The organism is Curtobacterium sp. MCBD17_021 (genome assembly GCF_003234525.1).
Classification (GTDB): domain Bacteria; phylum Actinomycetota; class Actinomycetes; order Actinomycetales; family Microbacteriaceae; genus Curtobacterium.
Window position 1 is genome coordinate 301333 of the sequence record NZ_QKTS01000002.1, and the last position, 17443, is coordinate 318775.

Sequence of the window (17443 nt, forward strand, 5' to 3'; positions counted from 1 at the left end):
CTACGAATGGTGCTGGCCCCGACGCTACGGGTGCCGTCGTGCTCGTGACGACCCGCCACGCCGCGTGTCGCCGATGCCGCCCGGCTTTTGTCCGACGGTGTCAGGACCGCGGCCGGATGATCCCGTTGTCGGGTGCCGACACGTCGAACTCGACCTTCGAGTCCGGCGACCGCTTCGCGTGGTCCGCCACGAGGGCGGCGAGGAGCTCGGCCTTCGCCGCGGATTCGTCCGGACTCCCCCACACCACGCTCGACCCGTCGCGCATGCTCAGGGTCACGTCGTCGGTCGTCGAGGCGCCGATGCCCGACACCTGGGCCCGGACGGCCGCCGGCATCGCGAGGACGACCTCGGTCATGGTCCGGAAGACCGGGCTCCCGAGCTTCGCGCGTCCGATGTCCGCGACCGGCATGTCGCCCGGTCGCTTCGTCGTCGACTGCACGACGATGCCGGCCGGGTCGACCAGGTCGAAGGTGCGCCCGGACTGCACCGCGACGACCGGGGTCCGCTCGGTGACCGTGACGACGAGGGTGTGCGGTGGCTCCTCTTCCGTCACGTAGCTCTCGATGAGCGGGAACCCGGCGATCCGCTGCTGCACCTCGTCGAGGTCGATCCGGGCGAGCGGCGTGCCGAGCTGCCCGGACAGCGCTGCTCGCACCTGTGCGGCGTCGACCCGGTCGGTGCCCTTCACCTCGATTGTGCGGAGCGCCATGAGCGGCGAGTACACCGCGACGAGGATCGACACGACGAGCACCGCGACGACACCGCCCGCCGCGGTCCACGCAGCACGGCGGTGTCGGCTGCGACGCGTGAACCGACGGACCTCGGCGCGCTCGAGCAGACGGCGACGCTTGCGGGCGACCCGGGCCTCGCGGGCCGTCTCGGCAGCGCGGACACGGGCACCGATCGGGGTGGTCGAGGGGACGTGCGGTGCGACGCCCGGGGTCGCGCCCTCGTCGACGCGCGCGTCCGGTCCACCGGCCGGCTCCGGCTCCGCCGTCGGTTCGACGGCGCGGTCGTCCTCGGTGAGGTCGACCACCGGCAGCTCCGGCAGACCCGCCGGCTGCTCAGCGGTGCCGCGGACGGCATCGTCGCCGCGGCGCCGTACGACTCGGTCGCCGTCGGCGGCATCCAGTGCCGGACCCGCGCCGCGCAGGGCGCCCTCGTCCGTAGCCGGTGTCCCGGAGCCGCGGCGGGCCTCCCGGACGCCGTCCAGCGCTGCGCGCAGACCGGCACCCCGGGACGGACGCGGCGGCTTCCGTGGCCGGTCCGCCGCAGCGCTCGATCCGGTGCGGCGGTCGTCGGCCCCGGCGTGCTCGTCGAAGCCCTCGGGACGCTTCACCGGCCCGCGGCTCCCGGGCCGCTCTGCAGCGCGGTCAGCACCTGCGGGATGATGCGGTACACGTCACCACAGCTCAGGGTCATCACGATGTCGCCCTCCCGGGCCACCGCGGCGGCACGGGCGGAAGCCTCGGCCCAGTCGGGCAGGTAGTCCACCCGTTCCTGGTCGGCGAAGCGCTCCTGCACCAGTGCGCCGGTGACGCCGGGCTCCGGGTCCTCGCGGGCGCCGTAGACGTCGAGGACCACGGTGTGGTCGGCGAGCTCCTCGTACACCGCCGCGAACTCGCCGGCCATCATGCGGGTGCGCGAGTACAGGTGCGGCTGGTGGATCGCGATGATCCGGCCGTCGCCGACGACGTTGCGCGCGGCCCGGAGCGCCGCGGCGACCTCGGTCGGGTGGTGCGCGTAGTCGTCGTAGACCGACACCCCGCGCTCGACGCCGTGCAGTTCGAAGCGTCGTTCGGTCCCGCCGAACGCCTCGATGCCGCGGACCGCGTCGGACGGCTCGACCCCCAGGCCGACCAGTACCGCGAAGGCGCCCACGGCGTTCACCGCGTTGTGGCGACCCGGCACCCGGAGAGCGAGGTGGTACGAGGAGCCGCCCCAGCGGAGGTCGACGCCGACGCCGACGCCCTCGTCGATGCGCTCGATCCGCACGTCGGCGTCCTCGGCCAGACCGAAGGTGACGATCTCGGGGGCGTCCGACCGTGCCCGGAGGCCCTCGGTGACCCGCACGGCGCCGGCGTCGTCACTCGAGACCACGACGCGTTCGCGTGCTTCGGCGGCGAACGCGACGAACGCGTCGATGAAGGCCTGCTCACTGCCGTAGTGGTCGAGGTGGTCCGGGTCGACGTTCGTGATGAGCGCGATCGCGACGTCGTAGAGCAGGAAGGAACCGTCGGACTCGTCCGCCTCGACGACGAACAGGTCGCTGCTGCCCGGTGCCGAACTGGTGCCGAGGGACTGGATGACGCCCCCGTTGACGAAGCTCGGGTCGAGACCGAGTTCGACGAGCGCGGTCACGATCATCCCCGTCGAGGTGGTCTTGCCGTGCGCACCGGCGACGGCGACCAGGCGGTGCTCCGAGATGAGGGCGGCGAGGGCCTGCGACCGGTGCAGCACCGGCAGCCCCCGGCGCTTCGCCTCGAGCAGTTCCGGGTTGTCCGGCCAGAGCGCGCTGGTGACGACCACCGTGTCGGCGTCGCCGAGGTTCGCGGCGTCGTGACCGATCCGGACGTCGGCGCCGAGCTCGCGCATGCGGCCCGTCGTCGCGGTCTCGCGGGAGTCACTGCCCGTGACGCGGTGGCCGGCGGCCAGGAACATCCGGGCGATGCCGCTCATGCCGGAGCCGCCGATGCCGACGAAGTGCACCGTCCCCAAGTCCTCCGGGATCGGCTGCGTGAGGTCCGGCTTGATGGTCATGGTTCCTCCGTGGTGCTGGTGGTGCTGGTGCCGCGGGTGTTCCCGGTCCTGCCCGTGCTGCGTCCGCTGGCCTCCGCGGCACCGAGGACGAGCTCGGTCATGCGGTCGGCGCCGTCGCGGTGTCCGACGCTGCCGGACCGGACGGCCATGTCCGCGATGCCGGCACGGTCCTCCAGGATGCTCAGCAGCTGCAACGTGATCCACTCCGGCGTGAATTCCTGGTCGGCGACGAGCACCGCTCCCCCGGCGGCCACGACGTCGCGCGCGTTGTGCCGCTGCTCGCCGTTCCCCACCGGGTACGGCACCAGGACGCTCGGCAGGCCGACGGCCGTGAGCTCGCACACCATGCCGGCACCCGAGCGCGAGACCACGAAGTCCGCAGCGGCGTACGCCAGGTCCATGCGGTCGCAGTACGGCAGCACGTGGTAGCCGTCCAGGTCGCTCGGGCCGATGTCGGAGGCGGCGCCCACCACGTGCAGGATCTGCCAGCCCGCGCCGAGGATCGTCGCCGCCGCACGGTGCACCGTGCGGTTGATGCTCCGTGCGCCCGAGGAGCCACCCGTGACGAGCAGGACGGGCCGGTCCGGGTCGAGCCCGAACTCCGCGAAGCCGGCGGCGCGTTCGGCACGCCGGTCCAGGCGCTCGATCTCCCGGCGCAGCGGCATGCCGACGACCCGCGAGTGCGGGAGACGGGTGTTCGAGAACGTCACCCCGACGTGCTCGGTCAACACCGCCGCCATCCGGTTCGCGAGCCCCGGCTTGGCGTTCTGCTCGTGCACGACGATCGGGGTCCCGGTGCGCTTGGCCGCGACGTAGGCCGGGGCGGCTGCGTACCCGCCGACACCGAGGACGACGGCGATCTCCCGTTCGCGGATGATCCGCTCGGTGCGGCGGACGGCCGACCAGAAGGCACCCGGGAACCGGAGCGCTGCGGCGTTCGGCTTGCGTGGGAACGGCAGGCGCGGGATGGTCACGAGCTCGTACCCGCGCATCGGCACCAGCCGGGACTCGAGCCCCTCGGCGGTGCCGAGCACCAGGACCTCGTCCTCCGGGGACCGCTGGGTCAGCCGGTCGGCCACCGCGAGCAGGGGGTTCACGTGACCGGCGGTCCCGCCGCCGGCGAAGAGGTAGCGGCTCACCGCAGGGCTCCGTTCTGCGTCCCGGGAGCCGGGACGGTGGTGCGACCGGTGGCACTGCCGGCCCCGCCCGACCCGGTCCGGGTGGGCAGGTCGCGGGCGAAGGACAGCACGATGCCGATCGCGACGAGGGTCATGATGAGGGCCGATCCGCCGGCGGAGATCAGCGGCAGGGGGACGCCGAGGACGGGCAGCAGGCCGAGGACGACGGCGATGTTGACGAGCGCCTGCCCGATCACCCACGCGAGCACGCCGCCCGTGACGGTCCGGACGAACGGGTCCGGGGAGAGTCGGATGACCCGCACCATGCCGATCGCCAGCACGACGAACAGCGCGAGCACGACGACCGCGCCGATGAGTCCGAGCTCTTCGCCGACGATCGCGAAGATGTAGTCGTTGTCCGCCTCGGGCAGCCACGACCACTTCAGCTTCGAGTTGCCGAGCCCGACGCCGAACACTCCGCCGGACGCCAGGGCCCACATGCCGTGCACGGGCTGCCAGCAGAGGTCCTGGGCCTGGTTCGAGTCGGTGCAGCCGGAGAGCCACGCGCTGATGCGCGACTGCCGGGAGCTCGAGGCCATCGTGACGACGGGCAGCATCACCGCGATCGCGACGATGCCGACGGCGAGGTGCCGGAGGCGCGCGCCCCCGACGAACAGACTGCCGAACACGAGGATCATCATGATCATCGCCGTGCCCTGGTCACCGCCGAGCAGCACGAGGCCGATCGACACGGCCGTCGCCAGCCCGACGGGGATGAAGACCTCGCGCCAGTCGTGGAGCTTCTCGCGCTTCCGGAAGAGCACCGCCCCGATGCCGAGCACGAGCGCGAGCTTGAGGATCTCGGACGGCTGCGCGGTGAACCCGCCCAGACCGATCCAGTTCCGGTTGCCCTGCACCGAGATGCCGATCGGGGTGAAGACGAGCAGCTGGAGCACGAGCCCCGCGCCGAGGATCCGCATCGCCCACCGACGCCAGAACTCCGCGGAGAGCCGGCTCACCACGAGCATGAGCGGCACGCCGATGAGCGCGTAGAGGCCCTGCTTCGCGAACGCGCCGAAGAAGCCGTGCTTGTAGCGGTACTCCTCGACGCTCGACGACGACAGGACCATCACCACGCCGAAGACGACGAGGAAGAGCGTGACGCCGAGGATCGTGTAGAAGGTCGTCGACTCGGCGACGAACACGTTCTTCACCGCCACGACGGCCCCGTTCGAGCGGCGTCGTGCACCGTCGACACCGGACGTGACGCGGGCACCAGCAGCGGCCCCCGCGGCGCTCGCTCGTGCTCGGGGGCTACGGCCGTTCGTCGGCAGATCCGTCGGTGTCGCCATCGGCGTCGCCTCCCAGGTGCTCGTGGACCGCAGCCGCGAAACGCTCGCCCCGGTCGGCGTAGGAAGCGAACTGGTCGAACGACGCCGCCGCCGGGGCGAGGAGGACCGTGTCGCCCGGTCGCGCGACCGATGCGGCATGCCGGACCGCCTCGGGCATGACCTGCTCAGTGTCCGTCGCTTCCACCTGGAGCACCGGGACCGTGGGCGCGTGTCGTGCGAATGCCTCGAGTACCGGCGCGCGGTCGGTGCCGATGACGACGACGCCTCGGACGCCGGGACCGAACCGCTCGACCAGCCCGTCGACGTCGACGCCCTTGAACAGCCCGCCGACGATCCACACCACGGAGTCGAACGCCGACAGCGACGCCGTCGCCGCGTGCGGGTTCGTGGCCTTCGAGTCGTCGACCCAGGCGATGCCGTCGGCGCTCGCGACCGACTCGGTGCGGTGGTGGTCGGCACGGAAGCCCTGCACCGCGGCCCGGACGGCGCTCGGCTGCACGGCCGCCGCGCGTGCGAGTGCGGCCGCGGCGAGCACGTTCGCGGTCATGTGCGGGCTGTCGAGACCGGCGAGCTCGAGGTCCGCCACGGTCGCGAGCTCGAGCGCGCTGTTGCGGCGGTCCTCGGTGAACGCCCGGTCGCAGAGCACGTCGTCCACGACGCCGACGTCGCCGGGCACAGGCACGCCGAGTGAGAAGCCGACCGCGCGGCACCCCTCCACGACGTCGGCCTCCTCGACCATGCGTCGGGTGACCTCGTCGGCGGTGTTGTACACGCACGCCATCACGGTGCGCTCGTACACCTTGGCCTTGGCGGCCCGGTAGGCCTCGGCCGAGCCGTGCCACTCGAGGTGGTCGTCGGCGATGTTCAGGCACGCCGACGCGAGCGGGACCACGGCGCCCGGCCCGGTGGTCGGCATGTAGTGCAGCTGGTGACTGGACAGCTCGACGACGAGGACGTCGAAGCCCTCGGGGTCACGGACGACGTCGAGCACGGGGACCCCGATGTTGCCGCAGGCGACGGCCCGCAGGCCACCCGCGGTGTACATCGCCGTCGCGAGCTGCGTCGTGGTGGTCTTCCCGTTCGTGCCGGTGATCGTGACCCACGGCGCGGCGACGGGTCCCCTCACGACCTTGTCCCGCACCCGCCAGGCGAGCTCGATGTCCCCCCACACGGTGCTGTTCGCGACGGCCCACGCGACCGTCGCGTTGTGCGGCGGCAGCCCGGGCGACACGACCACGAGGTCCGGCGCGTGCGCGACGAGTTCCGGTGGCACGGTGTCGAGCGGCGTCTGCACGAACCGGGCACCGATCACGTCGAGCAGCTCCACGCTGTCGTCCGGCGCGTCGGTCGAGTACACCACCACGTCGCTGCCGAGTTCGGCGAGCGTGTCGGCGACGGAGAACCCCGTGGCACCGAGTCCGAGCACGGCGACCCGCAGGCCCTTCCAGCCTCCGGAGTACCAGCTGTCGAGACCGTTCAGGCGTTCGCTCATTGGACTCGTGCGATCCATTCCAGGTAGAACAGCCCGACCCCGGCCGCGACGCAGAGCCCCGCGATGATCCAGAACCGGACGACGACGGTCACCTCGGCCCAGCCCTTGAGCTCGAAGTGGTGGTGGAGGGGGCTCATCCGGAAGATGCGCTTGCCGTGCGTGATCTTGAAGTACGCGCGCTGCAGGATCACCGACCCGGTGACGATGAAGAACAGGCCACCGATGAGGATGAGCAGGAGCTCGGTGCGGCTGAGGATCGCGAGACCGGCGAGGGCACCGCCGAGACCGAGCGAACCGGTGTCGCCGAGGAAGATCTGGGCCGGCGAGGTGTTGTACCAGAGGAACCCGATCAGCCCACCGCAGACCGCGGCCGCGACGACCGCGAGGTCGAGCGGGTCGGTGACGGTGTAGCAGGCGTGCCGGGTGCTCTCGTCGATGCGGGCACCGCCGCAGATCTGGTTCGACTGCCAGAACCCGATGACGACGTAGGAGCCGATCGCGAGGATGCTCGATCCGGTCGCGAGGCCGTCGAGGCCGTCCGCGACGTTCACGCCGTTCGAGGTCGACACCGTCAGCAGCACGATCCACGCCAGGAACAGGATCGTCCCGATGACCGTGCCGAGTGCCATGAAGTCGAGCCACGGCACGTCCCGGATGGCCGAGATCATGGTCGACGCCGGCGGCTTGCCGCTGTCGGTCGGCACCACGAGGGCGATCGTCGCGAAGACGACGCCGACGATGACCTGACCGAGGACCTTCGCCCAACCGCCGAGACCCAGGCTGCGCTGACGACGCACCTTGAGGAAGTCGTCCACGAACCCGACCACGCCGAGCCCCACCATGAGGAACAGCACGAGCAGGCCGGACAGCGTCAGCGGGTCACGACCGGCCAGGTGCCCGACGAAGTACCCGAGGACGGCGCCGAGGATGAGGACGATGCCGCCCATCGTGGCGGTGCCGCGCTTGGTGTGGTGCGACTGCGGGCCGTCGTCTCGGATGAACTGTCCCCACCCGAGACGGTGGAACAGCTTGATGAACAGCGGCGTGAGCAGCAGTGTGAACACCAGCGACACGGCGCCGGCGACGAGGAGCGCGATCATTCGGGGACACCTCCGAGGCGGTCGCCGAGGAACCGCAGCCCGGCCGACTTCGAGGACTTGACCAGGACGACGTCACCCGGACGCACGATCTCCTGGAGGGCACGGACGGCGTCGTCGACGTCCTCGATGTACACGGACTCGCCGTCCCACGATCCCTCGAGGGTGGCCGCCTGGTGGACGGCCATCGCGCCGCGGCCGACGACCACGAGCTGTCCGATGCCGAGACGGACGACGAGCCGACCGATCCGGTCGTGCTCCTCCACCGAGAACTCGCCCAGCTCGGCCATCTCGCCGAGGACGGCGACCGTGCGCTCCCCCGGGCGGGCGACCTGCGCGAGCGTCCGGAGCGCCGCAGCGGTCGAGTCGGGTGACGCGTTGTACGCGTCGTTGATGACGGTGACGCCGTCCGGGCCCTGCAGCAGCTCCATCCGCCAGCGCTCGGCACGCGTCATGGACGCCAGCGCGTCGGCGCCGTCGGCGAGTGGCACACCCCAGAGGTGCGCCACCGTCAGGGCGGCGGCCGCGTTCATGGCGTGGTGCTCACCGAGGATGGCGAGGCGGACGTCGACGGTCTCGAGAGCGTCGGACGGGCCTTGCGTCACGTCGTCGGGTGCCGGTGCACCGTCACCGACGGGAGGCGCGGTGAGCGTGAAGCGGGTGCCCTCGCGGTCCGTGGTGACCCCGCTGATGCGGTAGTCCGCTCCGGCGGACGTGCCGAAGCCGACCACGCGGGCGGCGGTGCGCTCGCGCATCCGCGCGACGCGGTCGTCGTCGACGTTGAGGAGCGCGGTGGCGGTGGTCGGCAGATCGGTGACCATCTCCGACTTCGCGCGCTCGGTGGCCTCGATCCCGCCGAACTCACCGGCATGGGCAAGCCCGACCTTGAGGACGACGCCGACGTCCGGCTCCGCGATGCGGACGAGGCTGGCGATGTGACCGATGCCGCTCGCGCCCATCTCGACCACCAGGAACCGGGTGTCGACCGTGATCCGGAGCATCGAGATCGGTGCGCCGACGTGGTTGTTGAAGGACCCCTCCGGCGCGACGGTCTCGCCCGCGCGGGACAGGATCGTGCGGAGCATGTTCTTCGTGCTCGTCTTGCCGTTCGAGCCGGTGATGCCGACGACCCGCAGGGCACCGCCGGCGCGGACGCGCGCGACGACGTCGTGCGCGAGGGCGGCCAGCGCGGCGTACCCGTCGGTCACCACGATCTGCGCGGTGGTGGAGTCCGTCGGCAGGTCGACGGCACGCTCGGTGACGACCAGGGCGGCCCCGGCGGTGGCCGCGGCCGGCACGAACCGGTGTCCGTCCGTCTCCTCGCCGAGCAGGGCGAAGAAGACGCTGCCCGGCCCGACGAGACGCGAGTCCGTCTCCACCGAGCCGTCGACGGTCGTGTCGGCGGCACCGCGGACGAGCTCGCCGTCGACCGCGGCAGCGATCTCGGCGAGGGTCAGAGCGATCATCGGGCGTCCTCCGCCGGGCCGGAGTTCGGTTCCCAGCCGGCTTCACGGAGCGCCGCACGGGCCTCGTCGCGGGCCGAGTACGGCGTCCGGACACCCTGGATGTCGCGGTAGTCCTGGTGGCCGGGGCCGGCCCAGAGGATCGAGTCCCCATCGCCGACGAGCGCGACGGCAGCGCGGATCGCCGCTTCGGGCGGGCTGACCTCGTGGATCTCGTGGTCGGGGTACGCGGCGCGGGCGGCGTCGACCAGGGTCTTCCGGATCGACGCGGCGTCCTCGAAGCGCGGGTGGTGGTCGGTCACGACGAGGATGTCGGAGCCCGCTGCCGCGACCCGGGCCATGTCGGCGCGCTTCGTCGTGTCGCGGTCACCGTCGGCACCGAAGAGCATGACGACCTTGCCGGGCGTGAACTGTCGGACCGCCGCGAGCGTGTTGAGGAACGCGTCCGGGCTGTGCCCGAAGTCGACGTAGACGCTCGGCCCGGTGTCGCCGGAGACGCGCTCGGTGCGCCCGGGCAGGTAGCACTCGATGGCGCTCACCACGGTGCCGTCGGTCTCGTCGGGGTAGCGACGGTGGTTGGTCTCGAGCGCGTGCGCGATGGCCCCGAGCTCGAACCCACCCTCGACGAGCATCACGATCGCGAGTGCGGCGTTCGCCGCCATGTGCCAGCCGATGAGCGGCACGCGGGTGGTGAGGCCGCGGCCCTCCGGACCGGTCAGCCGGAACTCGGTGTAGGCGGCGTGCGCCTCGAGGATGTCGACGCGCCACTCCGCCTCGACGTCCGGGTGCACCGTGATGGTGGTCACCGGGATGCGGGAGTCCTGCACGACGCGGTGACCCCAGTCGGTGTCGAGCGAGACGACCCCGCGGCGGCCGTGCTCCGGCTGGAACAGCGGCAGCTTCGCCTGGAAGTACTCCTCCATGTCGGCGTAGTCGTCGAGGTGGTCGTGGCTGAGGTTCGTGAAGGCGACGACGTCGAACACGATGCCGTCGACCCGGTGCCGGCTGAGGGCCTGCGCGCTGACCTCGACGGCCACCGCGCGCACCTCGCTCTCGCGCATCCGGGCGAGGAGCGCGTGCATCTCGCTGGCCTCGGGCGTGGTGAGGCGGCTCGTCACGCTGAGCGACCCGATGTGGCGCTCGGCGGTGGAACTCAGACCGGTGACCAGCCCGAGCTGCTTGAGGACGCCCTCGAGGATGTACGACGTGCTCGTCTTGCCGTTCGTCCCGGTGACGGCGAAGAGCTGCGGCAGCTCGGCCTCGTCGGGGTTCGTGCGGTACACCCAGGCCGAGACGTCGCCGAGCGCTGCCCGGGGGTCGTCGACGACGAGGACCGGCAAGCCGGAGGCCTCGGCGATCGCGACACCGTCGGCATCGGTCAGCACCGCGACGGCGCCGCGCTCGGCGGCGTCCGTGGCGAACTCCGCGCCGTGGCGGTTCGCGCCGTGCACACCGACGAACAGGTCACCGGGCTGCACCTCGGCGGCGCTCAGGGTGACGCCGGTCGTCTCGACACCGTCGAGCGAGCCGACGACCCGGAGCCCGAAGGCGTTCGCGAGTTCGGCGACGGGCCGCGGGGTCGGGTGTTCGGGCCGGAGGACCGGGGGGATCCGTGCTGACAAGTGCTCCTTCTTCCTCACCACGTGGACGGGCAGGCCTACCAGGTCGACGGGTAGGTCCGTGGCTGCGTCGTGGAGGGGGCGACTCGGTACTTCTCGAGCACCTGGGACATGAGTGTGCGGAACGCCGGAGCCGCTCCGCTCGACCACTTGGTGGTCTGCGGCTTCGTGAACGTCACCGTGACAACATACTGGGGGTCTTCGGCGGGTGCCATTCCGGCCACCGAGATGATACGGTCCGCGCCGTAGCCCTTCGCGCCGTCCGCGACCTCGGCGGTACCGGTCTTCGCGGCGATGTTGTAGCCGGAGATCGGCTTCATGCCGACGAGCGTGCCGCCGGTGACGACGCTCTGCAGCATGTCGACCGTCTGGCTCGCCGCCTGCTCGGAGACGACGCGCTTGCTCTGCACGTCGGGCACGTCGGTCACCGTGCCGTCCTCGGCCTCGCAGCCCTTCACCATGTGCAGCGGGATCCGGACGCCGTCGTTGGCGAGGGTCTGGTAGACGCTGGAGACCTGCATGGCGGTGGTCAGGATGCCCTGGCCGAACATCGAGTTGATGTCGGTCTGCTGGTCCCACTGCGGGCTCGAGCCGTAGTCCATCGTCGGTTGGCCCGGGTAGTCGATCGCGGGCTCCGGCTCGAAGAGCCCGAACTCGCGCATCACGTCGTACCGCTGCTGGGTCGACATCTGCGCACCGAGGTCGGTGATCCCGACGTTCGAGGAATCGCGCAGGATGCCGGTCAGCGTCAGGTTCTCGGTCGGGTGGAACTCCGAGTCGTGGATGGTGCCGCCCCACGGGAACGTCTTGGAGTACGGCACCACGACCGGCGTCGTCGGGCTCGCGAGCCCCTTGTCGATCAGGGCGGCGGCGATCGCGGCCTTGATGGTCGATCCGGGCTCGTAGGCCGCTGTCAGCGCCCGGGAGCCGTACGCGCCCGGGTCCGTCGTGGCGTCGACGTCGTTCGGGTCCACCGTCGGGTAGTCCGCGACGGCGAGGACCTCGCCGGTCTTCGCGTTGATCACCGTGGCGGTCGCCGACTCGGCCTTCAGCTGCTGCGCGGCGTCGGCGATGTCCTGCGAGGCCATGTACTGCAGGTCACTGTCGATCGTGGTGACGAGCGTGCCGCCGTCCTTCGCCCGCTTCTTCGTGACGGTGCTGCCCGGCAGTTGTACGCCGTCCTCGCCGCGCTCGTACGTCTCGGAGCCGTTCGTCCCGGCGAGGCACTCCTGGTACGCCAGCTCGAGGCCGGCCTGGGCACCGTCCGTGCCCATGAAGCCGGTGATGTTGCCCGTCGCCGCAGCCGTCGGGTACGTGCGGGACGCCTGCTGCTCCTTGTAGACCCACGGGATCCCGAGTGCGGTGACGGCCTCGTAGTGCTTCGCGTCGATGCCCTTGACCAGGTAGGCGAAGTCCGACTTCCGGTCGGCGGCGATGTTCTTCCGCATGGTGTCGACGTCCCCGCCCGAGGCCTGGGCGACGGCGCTCAGCGCCTGCTCGACGGTGACGTCCTTGACGCGGGTGCCGCCGAGCTTGCCCTCGAAGCCCTTGACGAGCCGGGGCGAGGTCGTGATGTTGTAGCGGACCACGCTCTCCGCCAGCGCGGTGCCGTCCCGGTCGACGATCGCGCCACGCGTGCCGTAGAGGGTCACCGGGATGCTGCGCTTCGACTCGGCGGCCTTCGTGAGTTCGGCGGCCTGCACGACCTGGATGTCGACCAGGCGGACGACGAACACCGCGACGAGCGCGATGACCGCGATCATCACCACGCTGTAGCGGAGTCGGCGGTTGCGGAGGGTCTTCGTCACGAGCGGCCTTTCCGGGATGGAGCTGAGCCGTGGGTCACCGGGTCGTGGGTGCCTGGAGCTGGTTCGCGTCGGACTCTACGGACGACTTCGCGGAACCCTGGTCCGACGCGCTGGCCCCACCGGTGTTCCCAGCGTCGGTGGCCGACGCGCCGGCAGCAGGGGCGTCGGCAGCGGTGGCAGGGTCCGCGCCGGTCTCCTTGCTCGTGGCGGTGTCGCCCGCCTGCGCCGCGAGCGGGACGTCCCCGAGCAGGGAGTTCGGCACCTGGTTCGCGGTGTTGCCGGTGGCCTCTTCCGGGGTCGCGGGCTTTGGCGTGCCGTACACCGTGCCGGTCTTCGGGTCGAGGTAGACGGGCGTGGAGTTGGCGATCATCCCGAGGGCCTGCGCGTTCCGGGCCAGGTTCTGCGGCGACTCGAGCACCTTGAGGTCCTCGGACAGCGAGGCCTGCGTCCGGTTGAGGCCGGTCTGCTCGCTCTTCAGGGAACTGAGCGTGTAGGCCCCCTGACTGAGCGCCATGCTGATGCCGAGCTGCGCGAGGAGCAGGATGCCGAGCGCGGCGATCGCCACCACGGCGTAGGCGACCCGCGGCCGGGCCCGACGCTGCGCCTTGGTCGGTGTGACCTCGACGAGTTCGGGGCGGTTCCGTGCCGAACGGTCGTGCTCCGGACGCGGGGCACGCGACGGGGCGACGGCAGGGTCGACGAGTGCGAGGTTCGTGCTCATGTCACTTCCGGATCCGCTCGGCCGCGCGCAGGCGCACGGGGGTAGCTCGGGGGTTGGCGGCGCGCTCGGCCTCGTCCGCCTGTTCCGCGCCCTTGACGACGAGGGCGAAGGTCGGCGCGTGCTCGGGGAGCTCCACCGGCAGGTCCGCCGGGGCGCTCGAGGTGGTGCGCTCGACGAGGGCCCGCTTGACGATGCGGTCCTCGAGCGACTGGTAGGACTCGACGACGAGGCGCCCGCCGACCCGGATGCGGTCGAGTGCGGCGGGGATCGCGCGCTCGAGGACGCTCAGCTCGGTGTTGACCTCGATCCGGAGCGCCTGGAACACGCGCTTGGCGGGGTGGCCCTGACGCTGCACGGCGACCGGCGTCGCGTCGTGCAGCACCTGCACCAGGTCGCCGGACATCGTGAACGGGGCGGTCGCGCGCCGCTCGACGATGGCCTTCGCGTACCGGCCCGCCAGCTTCTCCTCGCCGTACCGCTGGAAGATCCGGCGGAGTTCGCCCTCGTCGTACTCGGCGAGGACCTCCGCCGCGGTGATGCCCTGCGTGCGGTCCATCCGCATGTCGAGCGGGGCGTCCTGGCTGTAGGCGAAGCCGCGTTCGGCGCGGTCGAGTTGCAGCGACGAGACGCCGAGGTCGAACAGGACGCCGTCGACCTCGGCGATCCCGAGACCGTCGAGCGCGGCCGGGAGTTCGTCGTAGACGGTGTGCACGAGTTGGACACGGTCGCCGAACCGGGCCAGCCGCTCCCCCGCGATGCCGAGTGCATCGGTGTCGCGGTCGAGCCCGACGAGCGTGAGCTCCGGGAACCGCTCGAGCAGGCCGGCGGAGTGTCCACCCATGCCGAGCGTGGCGTCGACGACAACCTTGCCCGGCCCTTCGAGCGTCGGGGTGAAGAGGTCGACGATCCGTTCGAGCATCACGGGGGTGTGCGGGAACTTCTCCGGTGCTGCCATGTGCGCCCCTGGACTCCTGGGCCGCGGGTCCGGATCCCCATCCATGCGACCTGACACCGGGGAAGGTGTGTCAGGGCTTCACGGCTGGGAGTCCCGATCCGCGGATCAGAAGATCCCCGGGATCACCTCCTCGTCGTTCTCGGCGAAGGCCTCCTCGGCCTCGGCGTAGTAGGCCTCCCATGCGCTGGTCGACCAGATCTCGGCACGGTCACCGCTGCCGATGACCGTCAGGTCCCGCTCGAGCCCCGCGTACTCGCGGAGGTTCTGCGGGATCGTGACGCGGTTCTGCTTGTCGGGTTGTTCGGCGCTCGCTCCGGAGAGGAACAGGCGCATGTAGTCGCGGGTGCGCTTCGACGTCATCGGCGCCTGGCGGATCCGTTCGTGGAGTTCCTCGAAGGTCCTGGCGCTGAAGACGACCACGCACCGCTCCTGGCCGCGGGTCATGACGAGACCGCCGGACAGTTCGTCCCGGAACTTGGCGGGGAGGATCACGCGACCCTTCTCGTCGAGCTTCGGGGCATGGGTACCGAGCAGCACGTCGGGGCCTCCCCTCAGCTCCACCGGTCTTCGTCGTGCCCCACCGTACTCCACTTCCCTCCACTTCGCCGCTGATCTGCCCCACTCTCAGCCTCAGCCACCCCTACTGGGGGCACACGAGGGCCGGCGCGGGCCTCTCGATCCGCGCCGTGACGGGCCTGGAGCCCGGGTGGAGGGCAGTGGAGGGAGACCAGGGCGCAGCGAACACCGGTGACCGTCGATCGGACCGTGCGATGCGGCGGCGCCGACGACGGACACCGGGGGTCCGCCGGGGTCGATGAGTCCGGCGGGCACGGAAAACGGGGCCGGCCCGGGAGGGCCGACCCCGTGGAGGATCGTGGAGGACCGGTGGAGCTAGTCCTGCTGGTTGCGCTTGTCCCAGCGCTCGTTCATCCGGTCGATGAAGGAGCCGCCGGACGACCCGCGTGCGGGACGGGAGGCGCCACGCGCTGCCGGTCCGGAGGACGCGGTCCGGGTGGGGCGGGCGGTCGGGGTACGACCGCCGGACCGGAGGGCGAACAGCACCCCGCCGAGCATCACGACGAAGCCGAGCACCCCGATCAGGGGCTGCTTGACGACCAGCCCGAGGACGATCACACCGACGCCGACGAGACCGATCAGGACACCGATCGTGATGGCGGTGTACGTCGGACGTCCCTGGCGGCGGGTGACGCGCGCCACGAAGTCGGAGTCGTTCTGGTAGAGGCTCCGCTCCATCTCTTCGAGGAGGCGCTGCTCTTGCTCCGAGAGTGGCATCTTGGTTCCCTCTTGTTCCTGGGATCGACGCGGTGGAAGGGGTGGATCGATCTTACGACCGGACCACCCACTAAGGTAAGGACCGTGGCTGAGAGTACGCGATTAGTGGACCTCGTCTCGGCGCGGATCGATCGGGCTCTCGACGAGCAGCGCGACCGCCTCGCGGCGATCAGTCCGGACCTGCTCCCGTTCGACACGTTCGCCCGCGACCTGCTCGCCGGCGGCAAGCGCTTCCGGGCCCTGTTCTGCTACTGGGGCTGGCAGTCCGTCGCCGGCCGGTCGGGGTCGTTCGACCCGCTGTCCGAGGGCTCACGCCAGACCACCGCGGAGGCCGTCGTCACCGCCGCCGCCGCACTCGAGGTCTTCCACGCCGCGGCCCTCGTGCACGACGACATCATGGACCGCTCGGACACCCGGCGCGGGCGTCCCGCCGCGCACCGCCGTTACGAGTCGCTGCACGCCGAGTCCGGCTGGGTGGGCGACCGTGCGCTCTACGGCACGAACGCCGCCCTCCTCCTCGGTGACCTGCTGCTCTCGCTGAGCGACGCGGTCTTCGACGAGGCCCTCGCACTCCTCGACCCGGTGCGGGCGCGCATCGTCCGCCAGGAGTTCCACGCGATGCGGCTCGAGGTCACGGCCGGTCAGTACCTCGACATCCACGAGGAGACCGCCTGGCCGACGGTGGACGACGCCGAACAGCTCGTCCGCGCCCAGCGCGTCATCGTCTTCAAGTCCGCCAAGTACTCCGTCGAAGCACCGCTCCTCATCGGCGCCCTCATCGCCGGCGCGGGCGAGAACCAGCTCGACGGCCTGCGCTCGTTCGGCCTCCCCCTGGGCGTCGCCTACCAGCTGCGCGACGACATGCTCGGGGTCTTCGGCGACCCGGAGGTGACCGGCAAGCCCGCGGGCGACGACCTCCGCGAGGGCAAGCGCACCGTCCTCGTGGCCACCGCCCGGAAGGCGCTGCCGGTCGGGGCACGCCAGCTCCTCGACGAGCTGCTCGGCGACCCGGACCTCGACGACGACCAGGTGCAGATGCTGCGCGCGACGCTCACCGAGTCCGGCGCGGTCAGCGCGGTCGAACGGTCGATCGACCGGCACGTCCAGCGCGCCAAGGCCGCACTCGACGCCGCCCCGCTCACCCCGTCGGCACGTGAACAGCTCGCGGCCCTCGCCGACACCGTCAGCCGCCGGGCCTCCTGAGCGGAACGACTGCTCGCTGCGCCGACAGCAGCGACTGCGCGCTGCGCCTACAGCAGCGACTGCCCGCTGTGCCGACAGCAGCGACTGCGCGCTGTGCCTACAGCAGCGACTGCGCCACGCGGCGCACTTCCGCCTTGCGTCCGGCGCGGAGCGCGGCGATGGGCGTCGTGCCCATGGAGTCGTCGACGGTGAGCATCCAGCGGACGGCCTCGTCGTCGGTGAAACCGTTGTCACCGAGCACGATGAGGGTCCCGCGGAGTTCGGGCAGCGGTTCGTCGTCCTCGAGGAACTCGACCGGCACGCGGAGCACGCCGTCGACGCGGGCGGGCAGCAGGGTGCGCTGCTCGAACAGACGGTGGACTCGGCCGGGGCTCACCCCCAGCAGGTCGACCAGGTCGGGCACGGTCAACCAACGTTCGGACAGGGCGTCGTCTCCGGGAAGGGTGGCACTCACGAGGTCCATCGTGCCAGAGGCCGACGGGCGCGCACAGCACCGGGCCGCCTCGAGGACCACCGTGGCCTGCGCCAGGACGACCACTGATGTCACATCAGTCACACGCAC

At 71.4% G+C, this 17443-nt stretch carries 15 protein-coding genes; 1 reads left to right on the forward strand and 14 read right to left on the reverse strand.

All coding sequences use genetic code 11. The annotated features are described in order from the left end of the window. Window positions 1-100 precede the first annotated feature (100 nt). From DEI83_RS03290 to DEI83_RS03350, 13 genes are all read right to left on the reverse strand, one after another. Complete coding sequence (locus DEI83_RS03290; RefSeq protein WP_111080348.1) at window positions 101-1339, reverse strand: FtsQ-type POTRA domain-containing protein; 1239 nt, start codon at window positions 1337-1339, stop codon at window positions 101-103. Continuing rightward, window positions 1336-2760 (reverse strand): UDP-N-acetylmuramate--L-alanine ligase, encoded by a 1425-nt coding sequence (murC, locus tag DEI83_RS03295; protein WP_111080349.1) that lies wholly within the window; start codon window positions 2758-2760, stop codon window positions 1336-1338. The genes DEI83_RS03290 and murC overlap by 4 nt, the downstream gene beginning before the upstream one ends. Next, the gene (gene murG, locus DEI83_RS03300) at window positions 2757-3899 is read right to left on the reverse strand and encodes an undecaprenyldiphospho-muramoylpentapeptide beta-N-acetylglucosaminyltransferase (RefSeq protein ID WP_111080350.1); all 1143 of its coding nucleotides are present in this window, start codon (window positions 3897-3899) and stop codon (window positions 2757-2759) included. Before murG ends, murC begins: the two co-directional genes overlap by 4 nt. Beyond that, a complete protein-coding gene (gene ftsW / locus DEI83_RS03305; RefSeq protein WP_111080351.1) occupies window positions 3896-5230 on the reverse strand; it encodes a putative lipid II flippase FtsW in 1335 nt (444 codons plus the stop codon). The genes murG and ftsW overlap by 4 nt, the downstream gene beginning before the upstream one ends. Beyond that, a complete protein-coding gene (murD, locus tag DEI83_RS03310) occupies window positions 5193-6722 on the reverse strand; it encodes a UDP-N-acetylmuramoyl-L-alanine--D-glutamate ligase (protein ID WP_111080352.1) in 1530 nt (509 codons plus the stop codon). Before murD ends, ftsW begins: the two co-directional genes overlap by 38 nt. After that, the gene (gene mraY / locus DEI83_RS03315; protein ID WP_111080353.1) at window positions 6719-7822 is read right to left on the reverse strand and encodes a phospho-N-acetylmuramoyl-pentapeptide-transferase; all 1104 of its coding nucleotides are present in this window, start codon (window positions 7820-7822) and stop codon (window positions 6719-6721) included. The genes murD and mraY overlap by 4 nt, the downstream gene beginning before the upstream one ends. Then, complete coding sequence (gene murF, locus DEI83_RS03320; RefSeq protein WP_111080354.1) at window positions 7819-9285, reverse strand: UDP-N-acetylmuramoyl-tripeptide--D-alanyl-D-alanine ligase; 1467 nt, start codon at window positions 9283-9285, stop codon at window positions 7819-7821. The genes mraY and murF overlap by 4 nt, the downstream gene beginning before the upstream one ends. After that, the gene (locus tag DEI83_RS03325) at window positions 9282-10904 is read right to left on the reverse strand and encodes a Mur ligase family protein (RefSeq protein WP_111080430.1); all 1623 of its coding nucleotides are present in this window, start codon (window positions 10902-10904) and stop codon (window positions 9282-9284) included. The genes murF and DEI83_RS03325 overlap by 4 nt, the downstream gene beginning before the upstream one ends. 35 nt (window positions 10905-10939) lie before the next feature. Beyond that, on the reverse strand, window positions 10940-12709 hold the full coding sequence (locus DEI83_RS03330; RefSeq protein WP_111080355.1) for a penicillin-binding protein 2: 1770 nt from the start codon (window positions 12707-12709) through the stop codon (window positions 10940-10942). Window positions 12710-12743: 34 nt separating this feature from the next. Then, on the reverse strand, window positions 12744-13430 hold the full coding sequence (locus DEI83_RS03335; protein ID WP_111080356.1) for a hypothetical protein: 687 nt from the start codon (window positions 13428-13430) through the stop codon (window positions 12744-12746). Between the two features lies 1 nt (window position 13431). Then, window positions 13432-14385, reverse strand: coding sequence for a 16S rRNA (cytosine(1402)-N(4))-methyltransferase RsmH (gene rsmH, locus DEI83_RS03340; RefSeq protein ID WP_111080357.1), 954 nt, complete (start codon window positions 14383-14385; stop codon window positions 13432-13434). Between the two features lie 105 nt (window positions 14386-14490). Continuing rightward, window positions 14491-14922, reverse strand: a complete 432-nt coding sequence (mraZ, locus tag DEI83_RS03345; RefSeq protein ID WP_110825266.1) for a division/cell wall cluster transcriptional repressor MraZ — start codon at window positions 14920-14922, stop codon at window positions 14491-14493. Between the two features lie 354 nt (window positions 14923-15276). Next, window positions 15277-15678, reverse strand: coding sequence for a DUF3040 domain-containing protein (locus DEI83_RS03350; protein WP_111080358.1), 402 nt, complete (start codon window positions 15676-15678; stop codon window positions 15277-15279). Window positions 15679-15762: 84 nt separating this feature from the next. Here DEI83_RS03350 and DEI83_RS03355 point away from each other — a divergent pair, with 84 nt between their 5' ends. After that, window positions 15763-16881 carry a polyprenyl synthetase family protein gene (locus tag DEI83_RS03355; RefSeq protein WP_111080359.1) on the forward strand — a complete coding sequence of 373 codons (1119 nt, stop codon included), beginning with the start codon at window positions 15763-15765 and terminating at the stop codon, window positions 16879-16881. Window positions 16882-16978: 97 nt separating this feature from the next. Here the strand turns inward: DEI83_RS03355 and DEI83_RS03360 are convergent, their stop codons facing one another. Then, entirely contained in the window at window positions 16979-17335 is a 357-nt protein-coding gene (locus DEI83_RS03360) for an Rv2175c family DNA-binding protein (protein WP_258371037.1), read from the reverse strand. Window positions 17336-17443: the final 108 nt, after the last annotated feature.